General features: G+C 59.2%; 25 protein-coding genes. 15 read left to right on the top strand and 10 right to left on the bottom strand.

Features of this window, described 5'->3' with window-relative positions; translation table 11 throughout:
• Positions 1–75 precede the first annotated feature (75 nt).
• Genes PYR65_RS14125 through PYR65_RS14115 form a run of 3 tightly spaced genes read left to right on the top strand, consistent with a single transcriptional unit; the run spans position 76 to position 4,070 of the window.
• Positions 76–975: an OmpA family protein gene (locus tag PYR65_RS14125; protein WP_276118453.1), complete on the top strand. Its 900-nt coding sequence runs from the start codon at positions 76–78 to the stop codon at positions 973–975.
• On the top strand, positions 976–2,514 hold the full coding sequence (locus tag PYR65_RS14120; RefSeq protein ID WP_276118452.1) for a caspase family protein: 1,539 nt from the start codon (positions 976–978) through the stop codon (positions 2,512–2,514).
• Positions 2,514–4,070 (top strand): caspase family protein, encoded by a 1,557-nt coding sequence (locus PYR65_RS14115; RefSeq protein ID WP_276118451.1) that lies wholly within the window; start codon positions 2,514–2,516, stop codon positions 4,068–4,070. Before PYR65_RS14120 ends, PYR65_RS14115 begins: the two co-directional genes overlap by 1 nt.
• Positions 4,071–4,351: 281 nt before the next feature.
• Here PYR65_RS14115 and PYR65_RS14110 read toward each other — a convergent pair whose 3' ends face one another.
• From PYR65_RS14110 to PYR65_RS14095, 4 genes are all read right to left on the bottom strand, one after another.
• Complete coding sequence (locus PYR65_RS14110; protein WP_060638290.1) at positions 4,352–5,128, bottom strand: amino acid ABC transporter ATP-binding protein; 777 nt, start codon at positions 5,126–5,128, stop codon at positions 4,352–4,354.
• Positions 5,129–5,146: 18 nt separating this feature from the next.
• Positions 5,147–6,304, bottom strand: a complete 1,158-nt coding sequence (locus tag PYR65_RS14105) for an amino acid ABC transporter permease (protein ID WP_276118450.1) — start codon at positions 6,302–6,304, stop codon at positions 5,147–5,149.
• A 4-nt stretch (positions 6,305–6,308) separates the two neighbouring features.
• A complete protein-coding gene (locus PYR65_RS14100) occupies positions 6,309–7,502 on the bottom strand; it encodes an amino acid ABC transporter permease (protein ID WP_276118449.1) in 1,194 nt (397 codons plus the stop codon).
• Between the two features lie 97 nt (positions 7,503–7,599).
• Positions 7,600–8,625, bottom strand: coding sequence for an amino acid ABC transporter substrate-binding protein (locus PYR65_RS14095; RefSeq protein ID WP_276118448.1), 1,026 nt, complete (start codon positions 8,623–8,625; stop codon positions 7,600–7,602).
• A 344-nt stretch (positions 8,626–8,969) separates the two neighbouring features.
• On the opposite strand from PYR65_RS14095, the gene PYR65_RS14090 reads away from it, so the two are divergent.
• Positions 8,970–10,160, top strand: coding sequence for a cystathionine beta-lyase (locus tag PYR65_RS14090; protein WP_276118447.1), 1,191 nt, complete (start codon positions 8,970–8,972; stop codon positions 10,158–10,160).
• A gap of 3 nt (positions 10,161–10,163) precedes the next feature.
• On the opposite strand, the gene PYR65_RS14085 is transcribed toward PYR65_RS14090, so the two are convergent.
• Both PYR65_RS14085 and PYR65_RS14080 read right to left on the bottom strand, forming a co-directional pair.
• On the bottom strand, positions 10,164–11,309 hold the full coding sequence (locus tag PYR65_RS14085; protein ID WP_276118446.1) for an FAD-dependent monooxygenase: 1,146 nt from the start codon (positions 11,307–11,309) through the stop codon (positions 10,164–10,166).
• Positions 11,310–11,327: 18 nt separating this feature from the next.
• Positions 11,328–11,573, bottom strand: coding sequence for a zinc-finger domain-containing protein (locus tag PYR65_RS14080; protein ID WP_037100916.1), 246 nt, complete (start codon positions 11,571–11,573; stop codon positions 11,328–11,330).
• Between the two features lie 165 nt (positions 11,574–11,738).
• On the opposite strand from PYR65_RS14080, the gene PYR65_RS14075 reads away from it, so the two are divergent.
• From PYR65_RS14075 to PYR65_RS14035, 9 genes are all read left to right on the top strand, one after another.
• Positions 11,739–12,524 (top strand): alpha/beta fold hydrolase, encoded by a 786-nt coding sequence (locus PYR65_RS14075; protein WP_276118445.1) that lies wholly within the window; start codon positions 11,739–11,741, stop codon positions 12,522–12,524.
• Between the two features lie 102 nt (positions 12,525–12,626).
• A complete protein-coding gene (gene cysE / locus PYR65_RS14070) occupies positions 12,627–13,454 on the top strand; it encodes a serine O-acetyltransferase (protein ID WP_060638283.1) in 828 nt (275 codons plus the stop codon).
• A gap of 96 nt (positions 13,455–13,550) precedes the next feature.
• A complete protein-coding gene (locus PYR65_RS14065; protein ID WP_060638282.1) occupies positions 13,551–13,754 on the top strand; it encodes a DUF3126 family protein in 204 nt (67 codons plus the stop codon).
• 232 nt (positions 13,755–13,986) lie between these two features.
• Positions 13,987–14,340: a phasin family protein gene (locus PYR65_RS14060; protein ID WP_276118444.1), complete on the top strand. Its 354-nt coding sequence runs from the start codon at positions 13,987–13,989 to the stop codon at positions 14,338–14,340.
• A gap of 249 nt (positions 14,341–14,589) precedes the next feature.
• Complete coding sequence (gene clpS / locus PYR65_RS14055) at positions 14,590–14,943, top strand: ATP-dependent Clp protease adapter ClpS (protein WP_060638280.1); 354 nt, start codon at positions 14,590–14,592, stop codon at positions 14,941–14,943.
• 9 nt (positions 14,944–14,952) lie between these two features.
• Positions 14,953–17,475 (top strand): ATP-dependent Clp protease ATP-binding subunit ClpA, encoded by a 2,523-nt coding sequence (gene clpA, locus PYR65_RS14050; RefSeq protein WP_276118443.1) that lies wholly within the window; start codon positions 14,953–14,955, stop codon positions 17,473–17,475.
• Positions 17,476–17,555: 80 nt separating this feature from the next.
• A complete protein-coding gene (locus PYR65_RS14045; protein WP_276118442.1) occupies positions 17,556–18,293 on the top strand; it encodes an AzlC family ABC transporter permease in 738 nt (245 codons plus the stop codon).
• Complete coding sequence (locus PYR65_RS14040; RefSeq protein ID WP_060638277.1) at positions 18,290–18,634, top strand: AzlD domain-containing protein; 345 nt, start codon at positions 18,290–18,292, stop codon at positions 18,632–18,634. The genes PYR65_RS14045 and PYR65_RS14040 overlap by 4 nt, the downstream gene beginning before the upstream one ends.
• An 83-nt stretch (positions 18,635–18,717) precedes the next feature.
• Positions 18,718–19,647 (top strand): phosphatase PAP2 family protein, encoded by a 930-nt coding sequence (locus tag PYR65_RS14035; RefSeq protein WP_276118441.1) that lies wholly within the window; start codon positions 18,718–18,720, stop codon positions 19,645–19,647.
• 8 nt (positions 19,648–19,655) lie between these two features.
• Here PYR65_RS14035 and PYR65_RS14030 read toward each other — a convergent pair whose 3' ends face one another.
• From PYR65_RS14030 to PYR65_RS14015, 4 genes are read right to left on the bottom strand one after another with little or no spacing between them, the layout of a single operon-like run.
• Positions 19,656–20,081 carry an HIT family protein gene (locus PYR65_RS14030; protein ID WP_276118440.1) on the bottom strand — a complete coding sequence of 142 codons (426 nt, stop codon included), beginning with the start codon at positions 20,079–20,081 and terminating at the stop codon, positions 19,656–19,658.
• 31 nt (positions 20,082–20,112) lie between these two features.
• Positions 20,113–21,306 carry a GNAT family N-acetyltransferase gene (locus PYR65_RS14025; RefSeq protein WP_276118439.1) on the bottom strand — a complete coding sequence of 398 codons (1,194 nt, stop codon included), beginning with the start codon at positions 21,304–21,306 and terminating at the stop codon, positions 20,113–20,115.
• 3 nt (positions 21,307–21,309) lie between these two features.
• The gene (locus tag PYR65_RS14020; protein WP_276118438.1) at positions 21,310–22,035 is read right to left on the bottom strand and encodes a glycerophosphodiester phosphodiesterase; all 726 of its coding nucleotides are present in this window, start codon (positions 22,033–22,035) and stop codon (positions 21,310–21,312) included.
• Positions 22,036–22,049: 14 nt separating this feature from the next.
• Positions 22,050–22,517, bottom strand: a complete 468-nt coding sequence (locus tag PYR65_RS14015; protein WP_060638272.1) for a RidA family protein — start codon at positions 22,515–22,517, stop codon at positions 22,050–22,052.
• Positions 22,518–22,671: 154 nt separating this feature from the next.
• On the opposite strand from PYR65_RS14015, the gene PYR65_RS14010 reads away from it, so the two are divergent.
• Entirely contained in the window at positions 22,672–23,499 is an 828-nt protein-coding gene (locus PYR65_RS14010; RefSeq protein ID WP_276118437.1) for a cell envelope integrity EipB family protein, read from the top strand.
• A 193-nt stretch (positions 23,500–23,692) separates the two neighbouring features.
• Entirely contained in the window at positions 23,693–24,460 is a 768-nt protein-coding gene (rpsB, locus tag PYR65_RS14005; protein WP_037100951.1) for a 30S ribosomal protein S2, read from the top strand.
• Positions 24,461–24,476 lie beyond the last annotated feature (16 nt).

The following is a 24,476-nucleotide window of genomic DNA, read 5'->3' as shown; positions in this document are numbered from 1 at the left end:
GGCCGCGCAGTGCCGGTTGGCCTGTTCGGTCAGGCTGGACATGGCGGTTTGACTGGAAATGAAATGGAAAGGCGCATGATGCGATTGAGGGTTCTTGCCGGGGCATCGCTGCTGATATTTTTCTGTGCCGGGACGGCAACGGCCGCCTGCGATGCCCTGGCGCAGATTGCCAAGGCCACCAATGCGGGCAACGAGGCATTGGCCAAGCAGATTGCCGGCATGCCGAAGCCCGGTTGTACCGCCGACGACAAGGCGATGATTAACCGCGTGGCGGCGCTGGCGTCCTTCAACCGGATTGTCGGCGCTGTCGGGCAGGGTGCAAATCTCGCAGATTTCGAACGCGAGCTTGAGGCGATCCGCACAAGCAATTCGGCACCCTGGCAGGTTTTCGACGCGCTGGGGGACATCAACCGTGACCGGCGGACTTATGAGGCGGCGGCCCGCTACTATCAGCTGGCGCTGGAGGATGCCGGCAACGAGGTGCTGACGCCGCAATGGATGGCGCCGGATCAGGCCTATATCGTCAGGCTCGATCATATGGCAACGGAGATGCGGCTTGCCTCCCCAAACCCCGTAAAACTCACTGTGCGCGGCGCCTGCAAGATCAGCTATCGCGGCGTCTCCCTGAAGAAGAAATCGACGCCGGTGCGCTATGTCTTCGGCACGGCGGAATTTACCCCGGAAGGGCTGGCTTCCGCCAGGGACCTGTCGGAATGCCTGAAATCGGTCAAGCCCAAGGCGATCACGCTCACCGGACACACCGACCCCGTCGGCACGCAGGAAGCCAATCGTGTTTTGTCGCTGGCACGCGCTGATGCGCTGGCGGGATACCTCGTTGCCGAGGGGTATGCAGGCGTTTGGAAAACCTTAGGCAAAGGTGAGGACGAACCGTTCAAGGCGGATGATGCCAGCGCTTATGATGAGGAGACGCTGAACCAGATGAACCGGCGCGTCGAAGTCGATGTGGAGAATTGAATGATGCTGCGCCGCCTGGCCCTTGCTCTCCTCCTGGCTGCAGTGCCGCTCGGTGCCGCATCCTCAGCGACTTTCGCTCTTGTTGTCGGCGTCGATGCCTACCCCTATGAGGTCAGCCTGGACGGTGCCGTCAAGGATGCCAAGGATGTCGAAGCGTCGTTGCGGCGGGCAAGCGTTGATCAGATCGCGGCGTTTTTCGATGCCGCCGCCCGCAAGGACGATATCCGTGCGGCCTGGAGCGGGTTTGTTGCCCGTGCGGCCAAGGGCGACACGATCATCTTCACCTATGCCGGGCACGGTGCGCAGATGCCGGAACTTGTGGCCGGGGACGAGGCCGACGGTCTCGACGAGTTCCTGCAATTGCCAGGCTTCGACCGCAGCCGCGCCGCCGAAACCGACCATGAGATCATCGTCGATAACGAGCTGAATGCTTGGTTTTCCGAAGCGGAAGCCAAAGGCGTGCAGGTCCTGTTCGTCTCCGACAGCTGCCATTCCGGCGGCATGAGCCGGTCCTTTTCCGGCAAGACCCGCCTTGCCCATGCCGTCACGGTGAAGCTGCCGCCGCCGTCTGAGGAGGCGGTGTCGGGTGCTGCGGTGAAAGAAACTCAATTTCGCACTGTCACGGTGCTTGCCGCATCGCTGGAGAGCCAGCCGTCGCCTGAGGTCATTATCAGCGGCGAGCCGCGCGGTGCCTTGAGCTGGAGTTTTGCCCGCGCTGTCGAGGGGGCGGCAGATCGCAATGGTGACGGCCGCCTGTCGCGGGTGGAGCTCGAGGATTATGTCTTTGCCACTGTGAAGACCCAGTCGGAGGCCCTGCAGGTTCCCAATTTCACACCGCAACTGCCACGCTCCGACGATGAGGTGGTCATGCCGTTGACGCGCAGCGCCACTGTGGCAATCGCACCGGAAGCGGAGAAGATGCATAAATCCGTCCGCGAATCCGGCTGGAATGGCAAGCTGGCCCTATCTGTCGAGGGCTCCGATGCCGTGCCGGACAATGTGGGTGGCACAGGCGTGCCCTATCGCTGGGATGCCGCGAGCGGCATTGTCTACACGCCAAACGGCGACGTTGCCGGCGAGCATATCGATGGCCGCTCGATACAGCCGGTTGTCGATAAGTTCATCCTGCTCGATTTCCTGAAGATCATGGCGAGCCAGAATCCGGGCACAGTGTCCCTGACGCCGCAGAAGGACATCTACGCCGCCGGCGACAAGATTGCCTTCAATGCACCGGCCTCCGGCTATAGAAACATGGTTGTGTTCAATCTGGCCAACACCGGGCAGATACAGTTGCTGGATGTGCAGTCGGAGGGAACGGCGAGTGCCGGGTTCAAGCTCAGCAATCTGCAGGTGGTCGAACCCTTCGGCGCCGATCATCTGATCGTGATCTCGACCAATGAACCTATCGATGCGATCGGCGCGGCTTTGGCCAGCAAGAGCGTGGATGCCGCCACTGTACTGAAGCTTCTGGTCACGCGGCTCGACGGCACCGATACGAGCGTGGCAATCCAGCCGCTCTACACACGGGAACACTTGTGATGACGGTTTTGCGCAACACTGCCACAGCCGCGCTCTGGTGCCTGGCATCGCTGGGGGCGCAACCGGCAGGGGCGTGGGCGCAGGACCGGGCGCTGGTCATCGGCATCGGCACCTATGAAAACCTGCCGGAAGACATGTTTCTGCATGGACCGAAGAACGATGTGAAGGCAATCCAGTCTCTGTTGACCGGCACGCTGCAGTTCAAGCCTGAGGAAATCCGGGTCCTCACCGATGACAAGGCCACCCGTCAGGCGATTTTGTCGTCGATGGACGAATGGCTGATTGCCGGAACGTCGCCGGGCGACCGGGTCTATCTGTATTTTTCCGGGCATGGCCTGCAGGTCAAGGATATGAGTGGCGACGAAGAGGATGGGATGGACGAGGCCATTTCAACCTATGATCTCAAAGCCGGTGACGAGGACTGGACCAATGTCATCCTCGATGACGAACTGGAGGCCGTGCTGGAGAAACTGAAGGGCAGGGCAGTGACGCTGGTGATCGATGCCTGCCATTCCGGGACGATTTCCCGTTCCTTGTCGCGAGAGGCCGTATCAGGCTTGCAAGGCGCCCGTTATCTGCCGCGCCCGTTTGCGCAAAGCACCAAACAGCCGGCAACACGGGGCCTGCGCATCGATCTCGGTGTTGTCGATAAACCCGCGCAATTGACGGCCGGTGGGCTGACCGCCTGGAGTGCTGCGGCTGCCTATCAGGTGGCGTGGGACGATGTTCGCCTGCCGGTCGAAGATCGGCATGGCGTTTTCACATCCGCTTACATAGCCGGCTACAAACCTGAAGAATCCGACGCGAATGGCAACGGTCTCGTCAGCAATGCCGAGCTTTTCGAATATGTGACCCGCAAATCGAAGGACTATTGCGCGACGCTGGACGGCTGCGACAATCTCGATCCGCAGCTGGAAAGCGTGCCGGATATGCTCGGCACCAGCATCGCCAAACCGGAACCGGACACGGCGGAACAGGCAATTGCACAGCAACCGGCGGCCAAGCCGGAGCCTGCTTACCAAGAGGTCGTGGTCGAGGCTGCCGTGGCACCCGCCTATGTCGATGCCAATCCTGTCGAAGCGATCGGCGACATCGTCGGGAAGGCGGATACGGGCGATGTCACGGTATTGCTGGATAAAGGCCCGGCTTTGAACAAAGGCCAGGCCTTCGAGATTTCCGTCACCAGCCGAAATGCGGGACATCTCATCCTTCTCGATGTGAACGGCGAGGGTACCGCCACGCAGATATTCCCCAACGACTTGGCACAGAAAATCACGCCGCTTTCGGCCGGTTCGACGCTGACGATCCCGGACGGCTATTATGGCTTCGATTTTGAGGCTGAGGGCAGCGGCGAGAATATGCTGGTCGCCATCGTCGTCAGCGATGCCGTGGACTTGCAGGACGTAGCGCCATCGTCGCAGGGCCTGAATGGAGAGCTCGATGCCCGCCAGTCTCTGAGCGAAATCGTCGCCCGGCTGCAGAAAACCTGGACCGGCGATGCGGAAAACCGTGGCGTGCGCTGGTCGCTGGGAACGCTGAAATACACGGTAGAATAGGCACTGCTGACCAATCTGAAATATGATTGTCTGGTGGGAGCCACACCCCAACCTCCCTCATTCTCGCCCTTGTGGCGGGAATCCAGCGACCCGACGTCCGTCGGGTCAAAGAGTCTTTCAGCTCAAGGACTTGAGCTGGCTGGATTCCCGCCACAAGGGCGAGAATGAGGGAGAATGGGGCGTCGCTATCGTCAAACAAGCCAATTCAGAGTTCGTCAGCGGCCTGAAGGCCCGTGCCAATGTCACGGGCCTTCCAGTTCGATGGCCAGACGATCCTATCGTTAATGCAGGATCTGGCTGAGGAACAGTTTGGTGCGCTCGTGCTGCGGGTTGTCGAAGAACGCGGCCGGCTCGTTCTGTTCGACGATCTGGCCCTGGTCCATGAAGATCACGCGGTTGGCGACCTGGCGGGCAAAGCCCATTTCATGGGTGACGCAGATCATCGTCATGCCTTCTTCGGCAAGGCCGACCATCGTGTCGAGCACTTCCTTGATCATTTCCGGGTCAAGCGCCGAGGTCGGCTCATCGAACAGCATGACGCGCGGGTTCATGCAGAGCGAACGGGCAATCGCCACGCGCTGCTGCTGACCGCCGGAAAGCTGGCCCGGATATTTGTTGGCCTGTTCGGGGATCTTGACGCGCTTGAGGAAGTGCATGGCGATTTCTTCCGCCTGCTTCTTCGGCATCTTGCGCACCCAGATCGGCGCCAGCGTGCAGTTTTCCAGGATGGTCAGGTGCGGGAAGAGATTGAAATGCTGGAACACCATGCCGACTTCGCGGCGCACTTCATCGATCTTCTTCAGGTCGTTGGTGAGCTCGATACCATCGACGATGATCGTGCCCTTCTGGTGTTCTTCCAGACGGTTGATGCAGCGGATCATCGTGGATTTGCCGGAACCGGACGGGCCGGCAACGACGATGCGTTCACCGCGCATGACCTTCAGGTTGATGTCGCGCAGAACGTGGAAATCTCCATACCACTTGTTCATGCCGACGATTTCGACCGCGACGTCCGTGGAAGACACTTCGATCTTCAGCGGTTTGGCTTCAGCTGCCATTGTATTTCCCCTTATTCGTTATCGTTTGTGGCCCTTGTCGAGCTTTCGTTCCATGAACCCTGAATAGCGCGACATACCGAAGCAGAAAAGCCAGAAAGTAAATCCGGCAAAGACGAGACCGGAGAGTGGCGTGACCGGCGATGCCCAGTTGGCGTCCGAGAAATTCTGCCGGACGATGCCGAGCAGATCGAACATGCCGATGATCGACACCAGCGACGTATCCTTGAACAGGCCGATAAAGGTGTTGACGATGCCGGGAATGACCAGCTTCAGTGCCTGCGGCAGGATGATCAGCCGCATCTTCTGCCAGTAGCTCAAGCCCAGCGAATCGGCGCCTTCCGCCTGTCCCTTCGGGATGGCCTGCAGGCCGCCGCGCACCACTTCGGCCATATAGGCGGAGGCAAAGAGCGACACCCCGATCACGGCTCTGAGGAACTTGTCGACGGTCATGCCCTGGGGCAGGAACAAGGGCAGCATGACGCTGGCCATGAACAGCACCGTGATCAGCGGAATACCGCGGACAATCTCGATGAAGACCGTGCAGAGCAGGCGGATCACCGGCATGGTGGACCGGCGCCCGAGCGCCAACACGATGCCAAGCGGCAAGGATACGGCGATGCCCACAAAGGACAGGATCAGCGTCACCATCAGGCCGCCCCAGAGCGGCGTTTCCACATAGGAAAGGCCAAGCACGCCACCGATCAGCACGAAAAAGGACAGGATCGGCAGCACGCCAAACAAAAGGATGGCGTTCAGGCTCTTATAGGGCACTTTCGGGATCAGGATCGGGACGAGGAGCGCCACAAACAGGAAGCCGACCAGCATGGGACGCCAGCGTTCATCGACCGGATACCGGCCGAACATGAACACGTCGAATTTGGCGCCGACAAACGCCCAGCAGGCGCCGCTCCAGCCTTCCGGCTGCGAGCCCCCTTGAGCGGCCGTTGCGCAAACGCCGCGTCCGCCGCCTGTCCAGGAGGCGTCGATGAACAGCCATTTGATGGCCGGCGGCAGGAACCAGGCGAGCGCCAGGATGGCGATAATCGTCAGCACCGCATCCAGCGGCGTGGCGAGAAGGTTCTTCCTTATCCAGGCGATATAACCCTTATCGAGCACCGGCGGTGTCGATTGGTCGATCATGCTGGTGCGGACGAAGTTGGTCTGATGCGTGTTCATGATCTTATCTCTCCACCAGTGCCATCTTGGCGTTGAACCAGTTCATGATCGCCGATGTCGAGAGGCTCAGCGTCAGATAGACGACAATCCAGATGCTGACGATTTCAATGGCTTGGCCGGTCTGGTTCAGGATGGTGCCGCCGGTGGAAACGAGGTCCGAATAGCCGATGGCGATGGCGAGAGACGAGTTTTTCGTCAAGTTGAGATATTGGCTGGTCAAGGGCGGGATGATGATCCGCATGGCCTGCGGCACGACGACGAGGCGCGTGGTGAGACCGGGCCGCACCCCCAGCGCATGGGCCGCTTCCGACTGGCCATGGCTGACACCGCGAATACCGGCGCGGACGATTTCGGCGATGAAGGATGCCGTATAGAAGGAGAGCGCCAGAAACAGCGACAGGAATTCCGGGCCAACCACCGAGCCGCCGGTCAGGTTGAACTTGCCGGCAACCGGAACGTCGAAGGAGATCGGACCGCCGGTGACGAAATAGGTGAGGAGCGGCAGGCCGATCAACAGGCCAAGGACGGTCCAGAGCACCGGCAGGCGCTTGCCTGTCTCCATCTGCTTCTTGTTTGCATAGCGGGCAAACAGGAAGCTGCCGATCGCTGCGATGATGAGGGCAAGCAGGATGAATTGCGAGCCGCTTTCAAACACCGGGCGCGGGAAGGCGAGGCCGCGATTGTTGATATACATATCCAGCGGCAGCGCCACGGAATCCCTTGGTTGCGGCAGGACGGCCAGAACGCCGGAATACCAGAAGAAGATGACCAGCAGCGGCGGAATGTTGCGGAAGACCTCGACATAGACCATCGACAGCTTGGCGATCAGCCAGTTCTTCGACAGCCGGCCGATGCCGACCAGAAACCCGATGATCGTTGCCGTGACGATGCCGGCGACGGCCACCAGGATCGTATTGAAGAAACCCACCACCAGGGCGCGGCCGTAGGTCGAATCGCTGGAATAGGCGATCAGCGATTGACCGACATCAAAGCCGGCGCGTCCGTTGAGAAAGCCATAACCGGAAGCGATATTGGCGCGCTTCAGGTTTTCGCTGGTGTTCATCGCGATCCAGTAGATGAAAACAATCAGCAGTAGCAAGGTCACGGCCTGGTAGATAAAGCCGCGAACCTTGGGATCGTTGAGTATTGAGCCGGTCGGCTTGTCCTTGCCGGGCGGAATCGTGGCGTCGATCGTCATGCAGAGCCTCTTAATCCCCTGATCGCCCTGTTTCGAGCGATTCTTATTTTTGGGAGGGGAAAGCGGCCGGAGCCGCTTTCCCGATTGTCATATGGTCTTAGCGTACTGGCGGTGCATACTGGATGCCGCCCTTGCTCCACAGAGCGTTCAGGCCACGTTCGATCTTCAGCGGGCTGCCTGCACCGATGTTGCGGTCAAACACTTCGCCATAGTTGCCCACAGCCTTGATGATCTTGACGGCCCAATCGTTTTCCAGGCCAAGGTCGGTACCGATCTTGGTGTCTGCCTCAACGCCGAGGAAGCGCTGGATGTCCGGGTTGGTCGACTTCTTCATTTCCTCGACATTGGCCGAAGTGATGCCGAAGTCTTCGGCGCCGACGAGCGCGTAATGAACCCAGCTGACAATGTCAAACCACTGGTCGTCGCCCTGGCGGACGGCCGGTCCAAGCGGCTCCTTGGAGATGATTTCCGGCAGGATCATGTGATCGTCCGGAGCAGCCAGCGTCAGACGCAGCGAATAGAGGCCCGACTGGTCCGTCGTGTAGACGTCGCAACGGCCGGCATCATAGGCAGCGTTCACTTCTTCGAGCTTTTCGAAAACGACCGGGTTGTACTGCAGATTGTTGGCCTTGAAATAGTCGGCGAGGTTCAGTTCGGTCGTGGTGCCGGTCTGGACGCAGACGGCAGCGCCGGACAGCTCAAGCGCCGACTTCACGTTCAAAGACTTGCGGACCATGAAGCCCTGGCCGTCATAATAGTTGACTGCGCGGAAGTTGAAGCCGAGTGCGGTATCGCGGTTGATCGTCCAGGTCGTGTTACGGGCCAGAACGTCCACTTCGCCCGACTGCAGCGCCGGGAAACGGTCCTTGGCGGATGTCGGGGTGTATTTTACCTTGGTCGCGTCGCCAAAGATCGCAGCAGCAATCGCCTTGCAATAATCGACGTCGAAGCCGCTCCAGTTACCCGAGGCGTCCGGGGAGGCAAAGCCTGTCAGGCCGGTGTTGACGCCGCATTGAAGGAAACCCTTCGCCTTGACGTCGCCGAGCGTAGTTGCCGATGCTGCCTGAGTGCCAATCCCCATGACGGCAGCGCCGATGAGCGCTGTCAGAATTCTTTTTGCCATTTTTTAGAACCTTTTTCTGTTGTCTTTGTTCTTGTCCCGCAGGCTGCGCTTGGATGCAGCAACGGCCCCCGCCACCCTCCTGGCGCGAGTACTGTCTATCTCATGCTCAAAACAGCGCAGGGTCAAGACACGTTGCCGATTTTCCGGGCTGCACCACCAGAAACGTTGATTGCGCCGCATGTTTAGGCAGTTTTTGACGGTTTGATGCAGTTTTATGTTCAAAAAACTTCCATATCCGCAGTTTTCCGCATTTACGCCAGCTTACTGCAGGCGAAGTCCCTTGACCCTCCGGCCCGCTGGGCTGAGAAGGGAGGGGACATGAAATTTCACAAGCGGACCTTCCCATGACTGAAAAGAATGATTTCCTCGCCGCCGCCGGCGTGAACACGAAGCTGTCGCATATCGGCAATTCGCCCTTCGATTTTCATGGGTTCGTCAATCCGCCTGTCGTGCACGCGTCCACTGTGTTGTTTCCCAACGCAAAAGCCATGGAAACCAAGGCGCAGAAATACACCTATGGAACGCGGGGAACGCCGACCACCGATGCTTTGTGTGAGGCGATCGATGCGCTTGAGGGTTCGGCCGGCACTGTTCTTGTCCCGTCCGGGCTCGCCGCCGTCACCGTGCCGTTCCTGGCTTTCCTGTCGGCGGGCGATCATGCGCTGATCGTCGATTCGGTCTATTTCCCGACCCGGCATTTCTGCGACACCATGCTGACGCGGCTCGGCGTCACCGTCGAATATTACGACCCGATGATTGGGGCCGGTATCGAAAGCCTGATCAAGTCGAATACCAAGCTTGTCCATACCGAAGCGCCGGGGTCCAACACATTCGAAATGCAGGATATTCGCGCGATATCGGCTGTCGCGCATCGCCATGGCTGCGTGGTGACGATGGACAATACCTGGGCAACGCCGCTTTATTTCAAGCCGCTGGATCACGGCGTCGATATATCGATCCATGCGGCGACCAAATACCCGTCGGGTCATTCCGATATTCTCATGGGCACGATCTCTGCCAATGCGGCCCATTGGGAGCAGTTGCTCGAAACGCATGGCGCACTCGGCCTCTGCGGCTCGCCCGATGACAGCTACCAGATTTTGCGCGGCTTGCGCACGATGGGCATCCGGCTGGAGCGCCATCAGGAAAGCGCGCTCAATATTGCCCGCTGGCTGGAAGAGCGCGACGATGTCGCCCGCGTGTTGCACCCGGCCTTGCCGGGCTTTCCCGGTCATGACCTGTGGAAACGGGATTTTACCGGATCAAGCGGTATCTTCTCCGTCGTACTCAAGGCTGAAAGTGCTGATCAGTTCAAGCCGAAGGCGCATGCCTTCCTCGACGCGCTGTCGATCTTCGGCCTCGGCTGGTCCTGGGGTGGGTATGAGAGCTTGGCCGTGCATGTCGGTCTGTCCGATCGCAAAGTCTGCAAGGCGCCCGCCGAAGGTCCGGTCATTCGGCTGCAGATCGGCCTTGAGGATGTTGCGGATTTGCGCAAGGACATCGAAGCCGGGTTTGCGGCCGCAAAGGCCGTCTGACGTTCAGTCCTTCGGCTCGTACCCATAAAGCCAGTCGAAATCGGCGGCCAGGCTTTCCGGCCGCCGCAGCGAGAGGACGATATCGCGCCCGAGCCGTGCCGGGCCGCGGGCGTGATAGGCAAAACGGTTGAAGGCGCCACGCGAGCGGACGCGCGCCATGCGGCTTTTGCGGTGATCGGCAAAGGCGCTCAGCGGCTTTCCAGCCGCCACGAACGAAGCAAGCTCAAACCCGTCCTCGATCGCCATTGCCGCCCCTTGCGCAGCAAAGGGCATCATCGCATGGGCGGCGTCGCCGATCAGCACTGCTTTATCTCCCTGATGCCAGGCGCCGTCACTGACTTCATGCAGCGGCCAGATCGTCAGCCCGCCCGCCTGCCGCAGCAGATCGGTGATCTGCGGATGCCATCCATGGAAGGCCTTCAGCAAGCGTTCGCGGCTATGGTCCAAGGGCAGGGTGCTGTCCCATGATTGTCCGGGATCAGCACCGGCGGTGATGGCGACCACATTGAAACGGCCGGAGTGCTGCAAGGGGTAGACGACCAGGTGCGAGCCGCTGCCGAGAAAGGCCGTGACTTTGGTTTTATCGAACACCGCCGGAGCCTCCTCCTCACTGAGCGTGAAGCGCCAGGCTACATTGCCGGAAAAGATCGATTTTCCAGCGGCTTCTATCTGCTTTCTCATCTGCGACCAGACGCCATCGGCGCCCACCACAAGACGTGGCTCGCTGCCATTTATCCGACCGTGATCGGCATCCCCGATCTGCGTGCCGAGATGAAGACGGCAAAGGCGATTGGCATTGACGGCATCCAGCAGGGTCTTTTGCAGATCGGCCCTGTGAAGAACGCCATAGGGTGATTGCCAGCGGCTGCGTGCGAATGGGCCGGAGGGAACGGACGCGATCGTGCGCAGCGATACACCGCTCGCCAGCGTGATCGCCTGCGGTTCGCTCCAGAGGCTTTCCAACGCCGGGAGCAGCCCGAGCCTGGCAAGAATCCGTGTTGCATTCGGCGAGAGCTGCAGCCCGGCACCGGCCTCGCTGAGAACGCTGGTGCGTTCAAAGATGTCGGTCTCCATGCCTTTGCGGGCAAAACTGAGGGCCGCCGTCAGCCCGGCTATGCCGGCGCCAACGATCGCAACGGGTCGCGTCATGCGGGGAGCGTTTGCAGCTTACGCCGCCTTGGCATTGAACGTGCAGCCGTCCGGGACCGTCTGGTCCGCATGAAGCTTCGCGTTGTAGCGGTAGAGCGTCGAGCAGTAGGAACAGACTTTTTCGTTGTCGTCGCCCATGTCGATATAGATATGCGGGTGATCGAACGGCACAGAGGCACCCGTGCACATGAATTCCTTGACGCCGACCTCGATCACCGCGTGGCCGCCATCGTTTTGAAAGTGGGGAATACCGTGCCCGGCCATGTCATGCTCCGTCATGTAGAAGAATAGTCGAATTCGGCCGCACCATAGAAAGCTTTGCGTCAAAAGTGTAGCGGCAAAGATGCCGCGCCTGCGGGTTTTTTGGCGTTGCGGGGTTTTCGCGGTGCCGCCGCTGTCATAGGGTCGCAGAAAAACAGGACGCATGCCATGGATCTGAACCCGCCCGCTTTTTCCACCTTCACCCATGACGGCCTGCCGATCGCCTATTTCGACGAGGGCGATCCGTCCGGTGATCCCATCCTGCTGATCCATGGATTTGCCTCCAGCGCCAATGTGAACTGGGTCTTTCCGGGCTGGCTGAAGACGCTGGGCGATGCGGGATTCCGGGTGATTGCACTCGACAATCGCGGCCATGGCGCCAGCGGAAAGCCGCATGACCCGTCCGTCTATCATCCGCAGTCGATGGCAGGAGACGCCGTGGCGCTGCTCGATCATCTCGGTATCGCCGAGGCGCATGTCATGGGCTACTCGATGGGAGCCCGCATTTCGGCATTCCTGACGCTTGCGCATCCCAATCGCGTGCGCTCGCTCGTTCTGGGTGGCCTTGGTATCGGGATGGTCACCGGGGTTGGAGACTGGGATCCGATAGCCGATGCTTTGAACGCGCCGTCGCTCGATGTGGTGACCCATGAGCGGGGGCGGATGTTTCGCGCCTTTGCCGACCAGACGAAGAGCGACCGCAAGGCGCTCGCTGCCTGCATCTCGACCTCGCGCGACCTCTTGTCCGTCGAGGATATGGGCCGTATCGCTGTTCCCGTCCTGGTCGCCGTTGGCACCAAGGACGATATTGCCGGTTCCGCGCAGGAACTGGCAGCCCTTATCCCCGATGCCGTGGCTCTCGATATTCCCGGCCGCGATCATATGCTGGCCGTCGGCGACAGGGTCTTCAAAAAGGCTGCGCTTGAGTTTTGGGGCAAGGTCGGGCAAGCGTAGCGCTGGATCAGCGTTTTAAGCGTCTATTTCCGGGCGGCCATTTATATCCGGTGCGATTTGGCCTATACCTGATGGACAGACGGACGACGAAGGAGAGTGGCGATGGTCGCCAGGACTGACATACGCCAGAGCGAAACCGTGAAGATCATGGATCCGATCTGGGATAGTCTGCAGGAAGAGGCGCGGATCGCTGCCCAGCAGGATCCCTTGCTGGCTGCGTTCCTGTATTCCGTCATCATCAATCAGCGCTCGCTTGAAGACAGCGTCATCTACCGCATCTGCGAGCGTCTCGATCATCCCGATCTTCAGGCCAATCTCCTGCGCCAGACCTTTTCCGAAATGCTCGAGGACTGGCCGGAATGGGGCAGCATCCTGCGTGTCGATATTCAGGCCGTCTATGATCGCGACCCGGCCTGCACGCGTTTTCTGGAGGCAATCCTGTATTTCAAGGGTTTCCACGCCATCCAGACCCATCGTCTTGCGCATTGGCTGATGAACCGCGGCCGCCGCGATTTTGCGCTTTATCTGCAAAGCCGCTCGTCGTCGGTTTTCCAGACCGACATCAACCCTGCGGCGCGCATCGGCAAGGGCATTTTCCTGGATCACGCGACCGGGCTCGTCGTTGGCGAAACCGCGGTGATCGGCGACAACGTCTCCATTCTCCACGGTGTGACGCTCGGCGGCACCGGCAAGGAGGGCAGCGACCGTCATCCGAAGATCGGCAATGGCGTGCTGATCGGTGCCGGCGCAAAAATTCTCGGCAATATCCATATCGGAAATTGCTCGCGGGTGGCCGCAGGCTCCGTCGTGCTCAAGGAGGTTCCGTCCAAGACCACGGTTGCTGGCGTTCCTGCCCGCGTGGTGGGCGAGGCCGGCTGTTCGGAACCGTCCCGTTCCATGGACCAGCTGCTGGTTTCCTTCGAAATCTGAACGTGTGATTTGCCGCATGGCCGCCGGCCAGGGGTTTACACCCATCGAAGCTCTGTGCGAAAAGCGGCGCAAATCAAACTGCCATGGAGAAAAGACGTGAAGCCGGAAGAAATCAAAAAGCTCGAAGCCTATTTCAAGCGCACGTTCAATCAGGGAATGGTCATCAAGGCGCGGCCGAAAAAAGATGAATCCGCTGAGGTTTACCTCGGCGACGAGTTCCTGGGCGTCATCTTCCGCGATGAGGAAGACGGCGAATTGTCCTACAGCTTCTCGATGGCAATTCTCGACATCGACCTTTAATTCACGCGTTCTGATTGTGTTGATGACTTGAACCCGGCGCTGATTTCAGGCCGGGTTTTTTGTTGAATTCACGATTTCGTTTATTTTCGCGGCAAAAACGCTCCGGTTTGCTCTAATTTTCATCAAGATGTTGCAATCACAGCGTTTTATTGCGCTGCACGTCCATATTTGACTTTATTGTGCAGTGCACATAAAATATTGCTATTGCGAGCGTCACAAAAGGAGCAGTCTGATGTTCAATTTCGAAGATGCAAATAAACAGAGCAAGGAATCGCTGGACACGATCCTGAAAAGCTATGCGTCCGTGACCAAGGCTTTCCAGGCTATCGCCACCGAAGCTGCCGACTACTCCAAGAAGGCCTTTGAAAACAACGTTGCCCATATCGAGAAGATCAGCTCGGTCAAGAGCATCGAGGCTGCTTTCGAGCTGCAGACGAGCTACGTGAAGAGCGCATATGAAGGCTATATCGCCGAAGCCACCAAGATCGGCGAATTGTATGCCGATCTGGCCAAGGGTGCTTACAAGCCCTACGAAGCGCCGGTTGCCAAGGCAACGGCTGCTGCCAAGGCTGCCGTCGCCGCCTAAGGCAAACTGCACAGTTTGAGCATTGAAAAGCCGGCCCCACTTTCTGCGGCCGGTTTTTTGTTGTCTAAACGGCTGTATTGGCGATAGGCGGCGGCAAGAAAGTGATCAATCTTGTGCTTGACGACGCAAATGTGATTGCAGTGCAGACGAACAGCCTTAAAATCTGAAAAAGAACCACTAGATTAAGTGTCACGAACAGGTCGCAAATATCTCCCAAGCGTTTGCGGCTGGACAAGGGAATGAAGTAGAATGATCGCCATGCCGGTCCGGATGCAAAAAGACAGCGACGGGGATGGGGGCAACGCCAATCGCGGCACGTCCGTCATCACGCGGACGCAGCCGAAGACCAAGAAGCCGAGCCTTTATCGCGTCCTGCTTCTCAACGACGACTATACGCCGATGGAATTCGTAATCCATATTCTGGAGCGTTTCTTCCAGAAGGACCGCGAAGCGGCAACTTTGATCATGCTGCATGTTCACAATCACGGCGTGGGTGAGTGCGGTGTTTTCACCTACGAAGTTGCCGAAACCAAAGTGACGCAGGTGATGGATTTCGCCCGCGAGCATCAGCACCCGCTGCAATGCGTCATGGAAAAGAAATGAGGAACTGACGTGCCAACATTTTCAACAAGCCTTGAAAAAGCCCTGCACCAGGCTCTGACGCTGGCCAATGAGCGCCATCACGAATATGCGACCCTGGAGCACCTCCTGTTGGCATTGATCGACGATGCCGATGCGGCAGCTGTCATGGGCGCGTGCAACGTCAATCTCGACGCATTGCGCAAGACAGTCTCCGATTATGTCGATAACGAACTCGGCAACCTGGTGACGGGTTACGATGAGGATTCCAAGCCGACGGCGGGTTTCCAACGCGTCATCCAGCGTGCCGTCATCCATGTCCAATCTTCCGGACGCGAGGAAGTGACCGGTGCCAACGTGCTGGTCGCTATTTTTGCCGAACGCGAGAGCCATGCGGCCTATTTCCTGCAGGAGCAGGAAATGACCCGCTACGACGCGGTCAATTTCATTTCGCACGGGATCGGCAAACGCCCCGGCGCATCGGAAGCCCGTCCGCCACGCGGCGCCGACGAGCCGGAGTCCGAACAGAAGGCATCGCGCGAGCAGGATGAAAGCGGACCGAAGAAGCAGCAGGATGCGCTGACGGCCTATTGCGTCAATCTCAACGAGAAGGCCAAGGTCGGCAAGATCGACCCGCTGATCGGCCGCCATGCGGAGGTCAACCGGACCATCCAGATCCTGTGCCGCCGTTCCAAGAACAACCCGCTTTATGTGGGCGACCCCGGCGTCGGCAAGACGGCGATTGCCGAAGGTCTGGCCAAGCGCATCGTCGAGAAGAAGGTTCCCGAAGCGTTGCAGGACGCGACGATCTTCTCGCTCGACATGGGCACGCTGCTCGCCGGCACCCGCTATCGCGGTGACTTCGAAGAGCGTTTGAAGCAGGTGGTCAAGGAACTCGAGGAATATCCGGGCGCCGTGCTGTTCATTGACGAGATCCACACCGTCATCGGTGCCGGTGCGACGTCTGGCGGCGCCATGGATGCGTCCAACCTGTTGAAGCCGGCTCTGTCTTCGGGCGCGATCCGCTGCATCGGTTCGACCACCTATAAGGAATATCGCCAGTTCTTCGAAAAGGACCGTGCCCTCGTGCGCCGGTTCCAGAAGATCGACGTCAGCGAACCGACCATCGATGACGCCATCGAAATCATGAAGGGCCTGAAGCCGTATTTCGAGGATTACCACAAGCTGAAATACTCGAACGAGGCCATTAAGTCCGCCGTCGAGCTGTCGGCCCGCTACATCAACGACCGCAAGCTGCCGGACAAGGCGATCGACGTGATCGACGAGACCGGTGCAGCCCAGATGCTCTTGCCTGTCAGCAAGCGCCGCAAGCTGATCACCGAGAAGGAAATCGAAGCGACGATCGCGACGATGGCCCGTATTCCGCCGAAATCCGTCTCCAAGGATGACGAGGCCGTTCTCGCCAATCTTGAGAAGGAACTGCGCTCGGTCGTCTACGGCCAGGATCTCGCCATCGAGGCGCTTGCCTCGGCGATCAAGCTGGCGCGTGCTGGCCTGCGTGAACCCAACAAGCCGATAGGTTCCTATGTCTTCTCCGGCCCGACCGGTGTCGGCAAGACGGAAGTCGCCAAGCAGCTGGCTGCGTCGCTGGGCGTCGAGCTCATCCGTTTCGACATGTCGGAATATATGGAGCGGCATACGGTCTCGCGTCTGCTCGGCGCACCTCCCGGCTATGTCGGCTTCGATCAGGGTGGCCTGCTGACCGATGGTATCGATCAGCATCCGCACTCCGTGCTGCTGCTCGACGAAATCGAAAAGGCGCATCCGGACCTGTTCAACATCCTGTTGCAGGTCATGGATCACGGCTCGCTGACCGACCATAACGGCAAGAAGATCGACTTCCGCAACGTCATCCTGATCATGACGACCAATGCGGGCGCGTCGGAAATGGCAAAGGCTGCCTTCGGCTTCGGCTCTGCCAAGCGGGAAGGCGACGATGTGGAGGCTCTGAACCGCTTGTTCACGCCGGAATTCCGCAACCGTCTTGATGCGGTCATTCCGTTCGCCTCGCTGCCGACGCCGGTCATCCATCAGGTGGTGCAGAAGTTCGTCATGCAGCTGGAAACCCAGCTGGCCGAACGCAACGTCACCTTCGACCTGCAGCCGGAAGCCATCGCTTGGCTGTCCGACAAGGGCTATGATGAAAAGATGGGTGCGCGGCCGCTGGCGCGTGTCATCCAGGAACACATCAAGAAGCCATTGGCAGACGAGATCCTCTTCGGCAAGCTGAAGAAGGGTGGCGTCGTCAAGGTGACGGTCGGCACTAAGCCGGATGGCGCCAAGGGCCTGCTGCTCGATTACGTGCCGGAAACGGCGCGGATCAAGCCGAAGGCGGAGGTTGTCACTCCGGTCAAGAAGGCCTCAAAAGCTGCAAAGCCGAAGGAACTGGAAAGCGTCGGCGCTGAGACTGATGCGCCTGTCAAGCTGAAGAAGGCAGCCAAGGCAACAACCAAGGCTGACGAACCGGTAAGCGCCAAGGCCGCCGAGCCACCCCGCAAGGGCAGCACGGTGCCGAAGGTGCCGCGCAAGAAATAACCCAGCCGAAATAGACACACGGTGCCGGACTTGATTGTCCGGCACCGTTTTTTTGTGGCACTGAACAGACGGATGGTGTGATGGACGATGGCCAGACGACCGGCTCGGGGCGGACGTGGTTCGTGGCGGGCATGCGTGGGATTTTCAGCCTGCCGGCAATGATCCTGATGCTGTCCTTCGTCGGCTTTTGCGCCTTTACCGCCCAGGCCGGCATTCCCGTCGAGCAGGTGGTGTTCATGGTCGGCGCCGTCTGGGCGCTGCCGGCCAAGGTCATCCTCGTCAGTTCGATCCTCGGTGGCGCCAATCTGCTGACCGCCTTCATCGCCGTCACTTTGTCCTCCATCCGGCTGATGCCGATGGTCGCAGCGCTCGTCCCGGAAATCCGCACCGAAAAAACGCCGACTTGGCTGTTGCTGTTTCTCTCGCATTTCGTGGCGATCACCGCTTGGGTATTTGCCATGGAGCGGGTGCAGGCGGTACCGCGTGAGCATCGCGTCGCCTTCTTTGCAGGCTTCGGTATCACGCTTGTCGTCGCCAACATGGTTCTGGTCGCCGCCGTCTATCAATTCGTGGCGGAATTTCCGCCCATCGTCGCCGGTTGCCTGTTCTTCCTGACGCCGGTTTATTTCCTGGCGTCGATCTGGAGTTCGGCCCGTCATCCGGTGATCTACGTGGCATTGATTATCGGCCTGGTGGCTGGACCGTTTTTCTACTGGCTCGCGCCGGAATTCGATATTCTGCTGGCGGGCGTTGGCGGCGGCACGCTGGCCTGGATGGCAGAGCGCCAGTGGCGCACACGCCGGGAGGGCCGCGCATGACCGTGCTGGAAGGCTGGTGGGCCTATGTCTTCATCGCCATCGCCGGATGGCTGGCAACCGATCTCTGGCGCTGGCTCGGCGTTCTCGCGGGCAACCGGCTGCGCGAGGATTCCGAAGTCCTCAATTGGGTGAGGGCGGTCGCAACCGCCCTGGTGGCAGCCGTCATCGCCAAGCTGATTCTGTATCCCACCGGCATTCTCGAACAGTCACCGCTCTGGCTCCGGCTCGGATCGATCGCCGCCGGTGCCGCCGCCTTCTTCATCGGCCGGCAGAAACCGGCGGTTGGCATTGGCACGGCAATTGCGGTGCTGGCTATGGGATTATGGGCATTGGGATTTTAAGAAACGCCCGCAAAGTGCACCTGCGCTTAGCCGAATCTTAAATGCGATGGCGTATGTGTTGCCTGTTTTCAAAGGAGCAGCAGATGCGTTTTTTGCCGGGAGAATGGTTCGTCGTCCGAATTCTTTTGGTGCTGGCCGCATTGGATGCCGTGTTGCTCTTTGTGAAGAACATACCGGTCGATGTCATGGGCTATGCCAGCGTGATTGGGATCGGATTGTTTCTGGTGGCAATCGGGCAGTATTATCGCGTCATCCGGAATGAAGGCCGTCTCGCGCTGGCTCTTACGGCGGCGGGATTGTTCATCCTGTTCACCATTATCGGCTCGATTTTCAATTATATGTTTCTGCCCAACGCCTTTGCACCCATTGATGATTTTCTGATGCAGGTCGATGCGGCGATGGGATATCATTGGCCCACTTTGTTGATCTGGGTGTCGAATTACCCGTGGTTCGGCACATTCCTGTATCAGGTCTATTTCACCTCTCTGCCTCAGCTCCTGGTCATTATTCTCGTTTTGGGCTTCATGGGACAGGCGAAAGAGTTGCACCGCTTTCTGCTGACGGGCGTTATTGGCGCGCTTCTGGCGATTGTAATTTGGGCGCTTTTCCCCAATTTCGGGGCGAAGAGCTTCCATGAGCTGCCGCAATCTGTCCTGGATGCATTTCCGATCGCTGTCACCCCGGCCTATGGCGACGCGCTGCTGGCCCTCAGCCGCGATGGAGTGGATTATCTGTCTCCGAAAAACGTCCTGGGTTTGATCGGCTTTCCCTCATTCCATACCGTTATGGCATGCATGTCGGTCTGTTTCGTGCCGCGCCATTTTGTTTTGATGCCAGTGATCTTTTGCCTCAATGCCTTCATGGCATTGGCCATCCTCGTGCAGGGCGGACATCACCTCATCGACATGTTCGGTGGCGTCGGCGTGTTCGCGATCGCCTATGCGCTGTCAGGCCTGACAATGCGCAGGATGAGCAATGCCTATCACACGATCGGTGAGCCAAAGATCGCCTGATCCCGCGATCAGAGCGCATCCCTAATCTTCTCCGCATTCGCCGCAAGCACGGCCCCGTCCTCCATCTTGCCCGAATGCGGCCGCAGCGGCGTGCCCTCGTGGCGCGGAATGATATGAAAGTGCAGGTGAAAGACCGATTGTCCCGCCGGTGCTTCGTTGAACTGCATGATCGTCACGCCGTCGGCGTCAAACGCCTCCTGCGCGGCAATCGCGATTTTCTGGACGGTGAGGATGAGGGCGGACAGCGTGGCCGGATCGGCATCGAGAATGTTGCGGGATGCGGCCTTCGGAACCACCAGGACATGACCCTGCGCCTGCGGCATGACGTCCATGAAGGCGAGCACGTTGTCGTCCTCATAAACCTTATGAGCGGGAATTTCGCCGCGCAGGATCTTGGCGAAGATATTGTTGCTGTCATAGGCGGCGCTGGTCATCTGCGTCTCTCCTCAAATGCTGGTCTGTCTTTCAGTCGTCGGTCTCTTGCCGCTCGCCTTTGCGAAACGGGCTGTGCTCGGCCAGGATATCGCTCATTTGCTCGACCTCCTGCCGTTCGCGGTAGAGATAATCGGCAACGGCGCGTTTCAAGCCGGGATGGGCGATGAAATGCGCCGAATGGGTGGTCGCGGGAAGATAGCCGCGCGCCAGCTTGTGTTCGCCCTGCGCCCCGGCCTCGACGCGCTTCAAACCCTTGTCGATCGCAAAATCGATCGCCTGATGATAGCAGACCTCGAAATGCAGGAAGGGATGATCCTCGATCGCGCCCCAGTGGCGGCCATAGAGGGCATCGCTGCCGATGAAATTGATGGCGCCGGCAATATATTTGCCGTTGCGTTTGGCCATGACAAGCAGAATGTCATCGGCCATGCGTTCGCCGATCAGCGAATAGAATTTGCGCGTCAGGTAAGGACGGCCCCATTTGCGGCTGCCGGTATCCATATAGAAGGCGAAAAACTGATCCCAGATGCTTTCGGTCAGGTCCTTGCCGGTCAGCCAGTCGATGGTGATGCCGCCTTCGGGCGCGGCGCGGCGTTCCTTTTTCAGAGCCTTGCGTTTGCGCGATGCCAGCGTTTCGAGGAAATCGTTGTGGGAAGCATAGCCGTCATTGATAAAATGGAACTGCTGGTCGGTCCGGTGCAGGAAGCCCGCCTGTTCGAACGTGGCGATTTCATCTTCCGGCAGGAACGTCACATGCGCAGACGAGGCCTGATGACGGCGGGTGAGTTCCTGCAGACCGGCGGCAAGCGAATTGCGCACGGCGGTTTCATCAGCCGTGGTGGCGCTCAGCAGCCTTGGCCCGGTTGCCGGTGTGAAGGGAACCGAACATTGCAGCTTTGGATAATAGCGCCCGCCCGCCCGCTCCAGAGCGTCGGCCCAGCCGTGGTCAAACACATATTCGCCCTGGCTGTGGTTCTTGAGGTAGCAGATCAGCCCGCCTGCAAATCCGCCCTTGCCATCTTCCATCAGGAGATGCTGGCCGAGCCAGCCGGTATCGGCGGTCGCCGAGCCAGACTCCTCCAGCGATGACAGATAGGCGTGCGAAATGAACGGATTGTAGAGGCCGCCGGGTTGCCCCTTGGTGGTCCCAGACAATCCGTCCCAGCATTCCTTCGAAATATCCTGAAAGGACGTCTCGACGCGGATTTTGACGTCGCCGGTCATTCTTTAAGCGATAAGCCTTTCCTTGGGTTCGAAACCCTCGAATGTCATCTGATCGGCGTGAGCATAGGTATAATCGACGCCGGCCTGATCCCGCACGGTCCAGGTCAGGATCGGCCGCCCGAGGGAGCGTTCCTTGCTGATGAACGAGTTTGGCAAATCCGCATAGAAATAGGAAATGAAATCAAGCCCGAGCTGCATCGCATCTTCGTGAACGCTAAATTGCTCCGGCTGGTTGCCGCCAGCGGTCAATCCGACCGGGTAGGGCGGGTCCTGGGCTTTCAGGTCTTTCAGCAGCCAATGGTCGAAACTCATCAGCGCAACCGGGCCGTCATAGCTTTCCAGCGCTTCCAACACGGCGTCAGCAAAGCCCTCGTCGTCGCCCTTGCGGCCTTTCAGTTCGAGCACGATCGGCACCCGGCCCTTGACCAGCCTTAAAAGCTGTCCGAGCGTCGGGATTTTGTCGGCGGTACCGCCGATGGTGATGAGGCCAAGCTCGCCCGCCGTCTTTGCGCGAATATCGCCCTTGATGCCGCAGAGCCTCTGCATATCGTCATCGTGGAATACGACCGGTACGCTGTCGGCGGTGTATTGCAGGTCGCATTCGATGGCAAAGCCGTGTTCGGCCGCGCGGGAAAAGGCAGAAAGCGTATTTTCCCAGATGGCATGGTTCATGTCGTGGTAGCCGCGATGAGCGACCGGTTGCGCCGTCAGCCAGGACAGGTCTTTCATGAATATCGTTCCGCTCAGGCGATTTCGATCACGGCGTCGATTTCGACGGCGGCGTTGAAGGGCAGGGCGGCCATGCCGACGGCGGCGCGCGCATGAATGCCGGCGTCGCCGAGCACGTTGGCGATCAGGTTGGAAGCGCCGTTCATCACCAGATGCTGCTCGATGAAGGTCGGCTTGGAGGCGATGAAGCCATTGAGCTTGACGATGCGGCGAATGCGCGAGAGGTCGCCGCCGAGCGCTGCCTTGGCCTGGGCGAGAATGTTGATGGCGCAGAGTTCTGCGGCGCGCTGGCCGGTGGCAATATCGATGCCGTCGCCGAGATGTCCGGTGACCGCGACCTTGCCATTTTCCATGGGCAACTGGCCAGAGATATAAAGATGCGATCCGCTGATGACAAAGGGAACATAATTGGCAGCAGGCGCCGCCGCCTGCGGCAGGGTGATTCCCAGTTCCTTGATGCGTGCTTCAATATCTGCAGACATGGATAACTCCGGTCATTGTTGTGTTTTGCCGTCAAATGCTGCATGCACAGCATGTTTCATGAAGTGGTAAAATATCGCATCGCGAACATTGATGCCTCGCTTTTGCCCGATGTGTTCTTATAGCATCATCAGCGAATCCAACAGGAGGAAACGGATGTTTCGTTCAAGCTTTGCCTCTGCCGTTCTGGCATGGGCGTGTTTATCAGGTGTGACGGTCGGCGGTGCTTCCGCTGCGTCCGCCAACATCCTTGTGCCTCACCGCGCGGTCTATGATCTGGAACTGAAGGACGCCTCCGAGCGCTCCGGAATTTCCGGCATGTACGGGCGGATGGTCTATGAGTTCAACGGCTCGGCCTGCGAGGGCTATACCGTCAGCTTCCGGTTCGTCACCAAGGTCGACACAGGCGACGAGGTCAAGCTGACCGACCAGCAGACGACCACCTATGAGGACCTAAAGAACGGCAATTTCCGCTTCCTGACGCGCTCCTTCACCGACGAAAAGCTCGACAAGGAAGTCCGCGGTTCCGCCCATGAGGCCAAGCAGGGGCTGACGGTGGATCTGACGTCGCCGGACAAGCGCCAGGTCGATCTGGCGCAGGGCCTGTTTCCGACCGAGCATATGCTCGATGTCATCGACCGGGCCAAAAAGGGCGAAACGCTGTTTGAATCGCGGATCTTCGACGGGTCCGACGCCGGCGACAAGACGCTGATCACCACCACCATGATCGGCAAGCCGCAAAAGGCTGCGGCTGGTGATGCCGACGGCGAAAAGGCGGCCGCCATGGCGGCAAAACCCTATTGGCCGGTGACCATTTCCTATTTCAACGACAATGCGACCGGGGATGCCGTGCCGATCTACCGCATGGAGTTCAAGCTCTATGAAAACGGCATCACCCGCGATCTCACCATGGACTATGGCGATTTTGTCCTGACGGGCAAACTTGCCGATCTGGAAGTCTTCAAGCAGGAAAAGTGCAAATAGGCACCAAGACCCCGCCCGCTGCTATTTTCTGCCTTTGCGCTTGATTTATCGGGCGCCACGGGGTAAGGGCACCGCATTCCACACGTAAGGTTTGGGACCGTCCGGGAGAAATCCGGGCAGTTCCACCCGGTGGTACTCTCAACGAGAGTGCTGTTTGCCTTGCGGAGGTTCAACCGGAAAAGGAGAAAAAGGCATGGCATTGCCCGATTTTAGCATGCGTCAGCTTCTGGAAGCTGGCGTTCACTTCGGTCACCAGACTCACCGCTGGAACCCGAAAATGAAGCCGTACATCTTCGGCGATCGTTCGAACGTTCACATCATCGACCTCGCACAGACCGTTCCGTTGCTGTCGCGCGCGCTGCAGGTTGTCAGCGACACGGTTGCCAAGGGCGGCCGCGTTCTGTTCGTCGGCACCAAGCGCCAGGCATCCGAAATCATCGCTGACGCTGCCAAGCGTTCGGCCCAGTACTACGTCAACGCCCGCTGGCTCGGCGGCATGATGACCAACTGGAAGACGATCTCGAACTCGATCCAGCGCCTGCGCAAGCTCGACGAAATCCTCGCTTCGGAAGGCTCCGGCTATTCCAAGAAGGAACGCCTCAACCTCGAGCGCGAACGCGAAAAGCTGAACCGCGCACTTGGCGGTATCCGTGACATGGGCGGCGTTCCCGACCTGATGTTCATCATCGACACCAACAAAGAATCGATTGCCATCGACGAAGCAAAGCGTCTCGGCATCCCGGTTGTTGCGATCATCGATTCGAACTGCGATCCGGACCGTATCGACTTCCCGATCCCCGGCAACGACGACGCTTCGCGTGCGATCTCGCTTTATTGCGATCTGATCTCGCGTGCAGCGCTTGATGGCATTGCCCGTCAGCAGAGCTCGTCGGGCCGCGACCTCGGCGCTTCCTCCGATCTGCCGCTTGAGCCGGCTCTCGAAGAAGCTGCTGAAGCCTGATAAGGCGGGGCGGCGG

It is taken from the genome of Pararhizobium qamdonense (genome assembly GCF_029277445.1).
Taxonomy (GTDB): domain Bacteria; phylum Pseudomonadota; class Alphaproteobacteria; order Rhizobiales; family Rhizobiaceae; genus Pararhizobium; species Pararhizobium qamdonense.
This window is presented reverse-complemented; position numbering and strand designations above follow the sequence as displayed.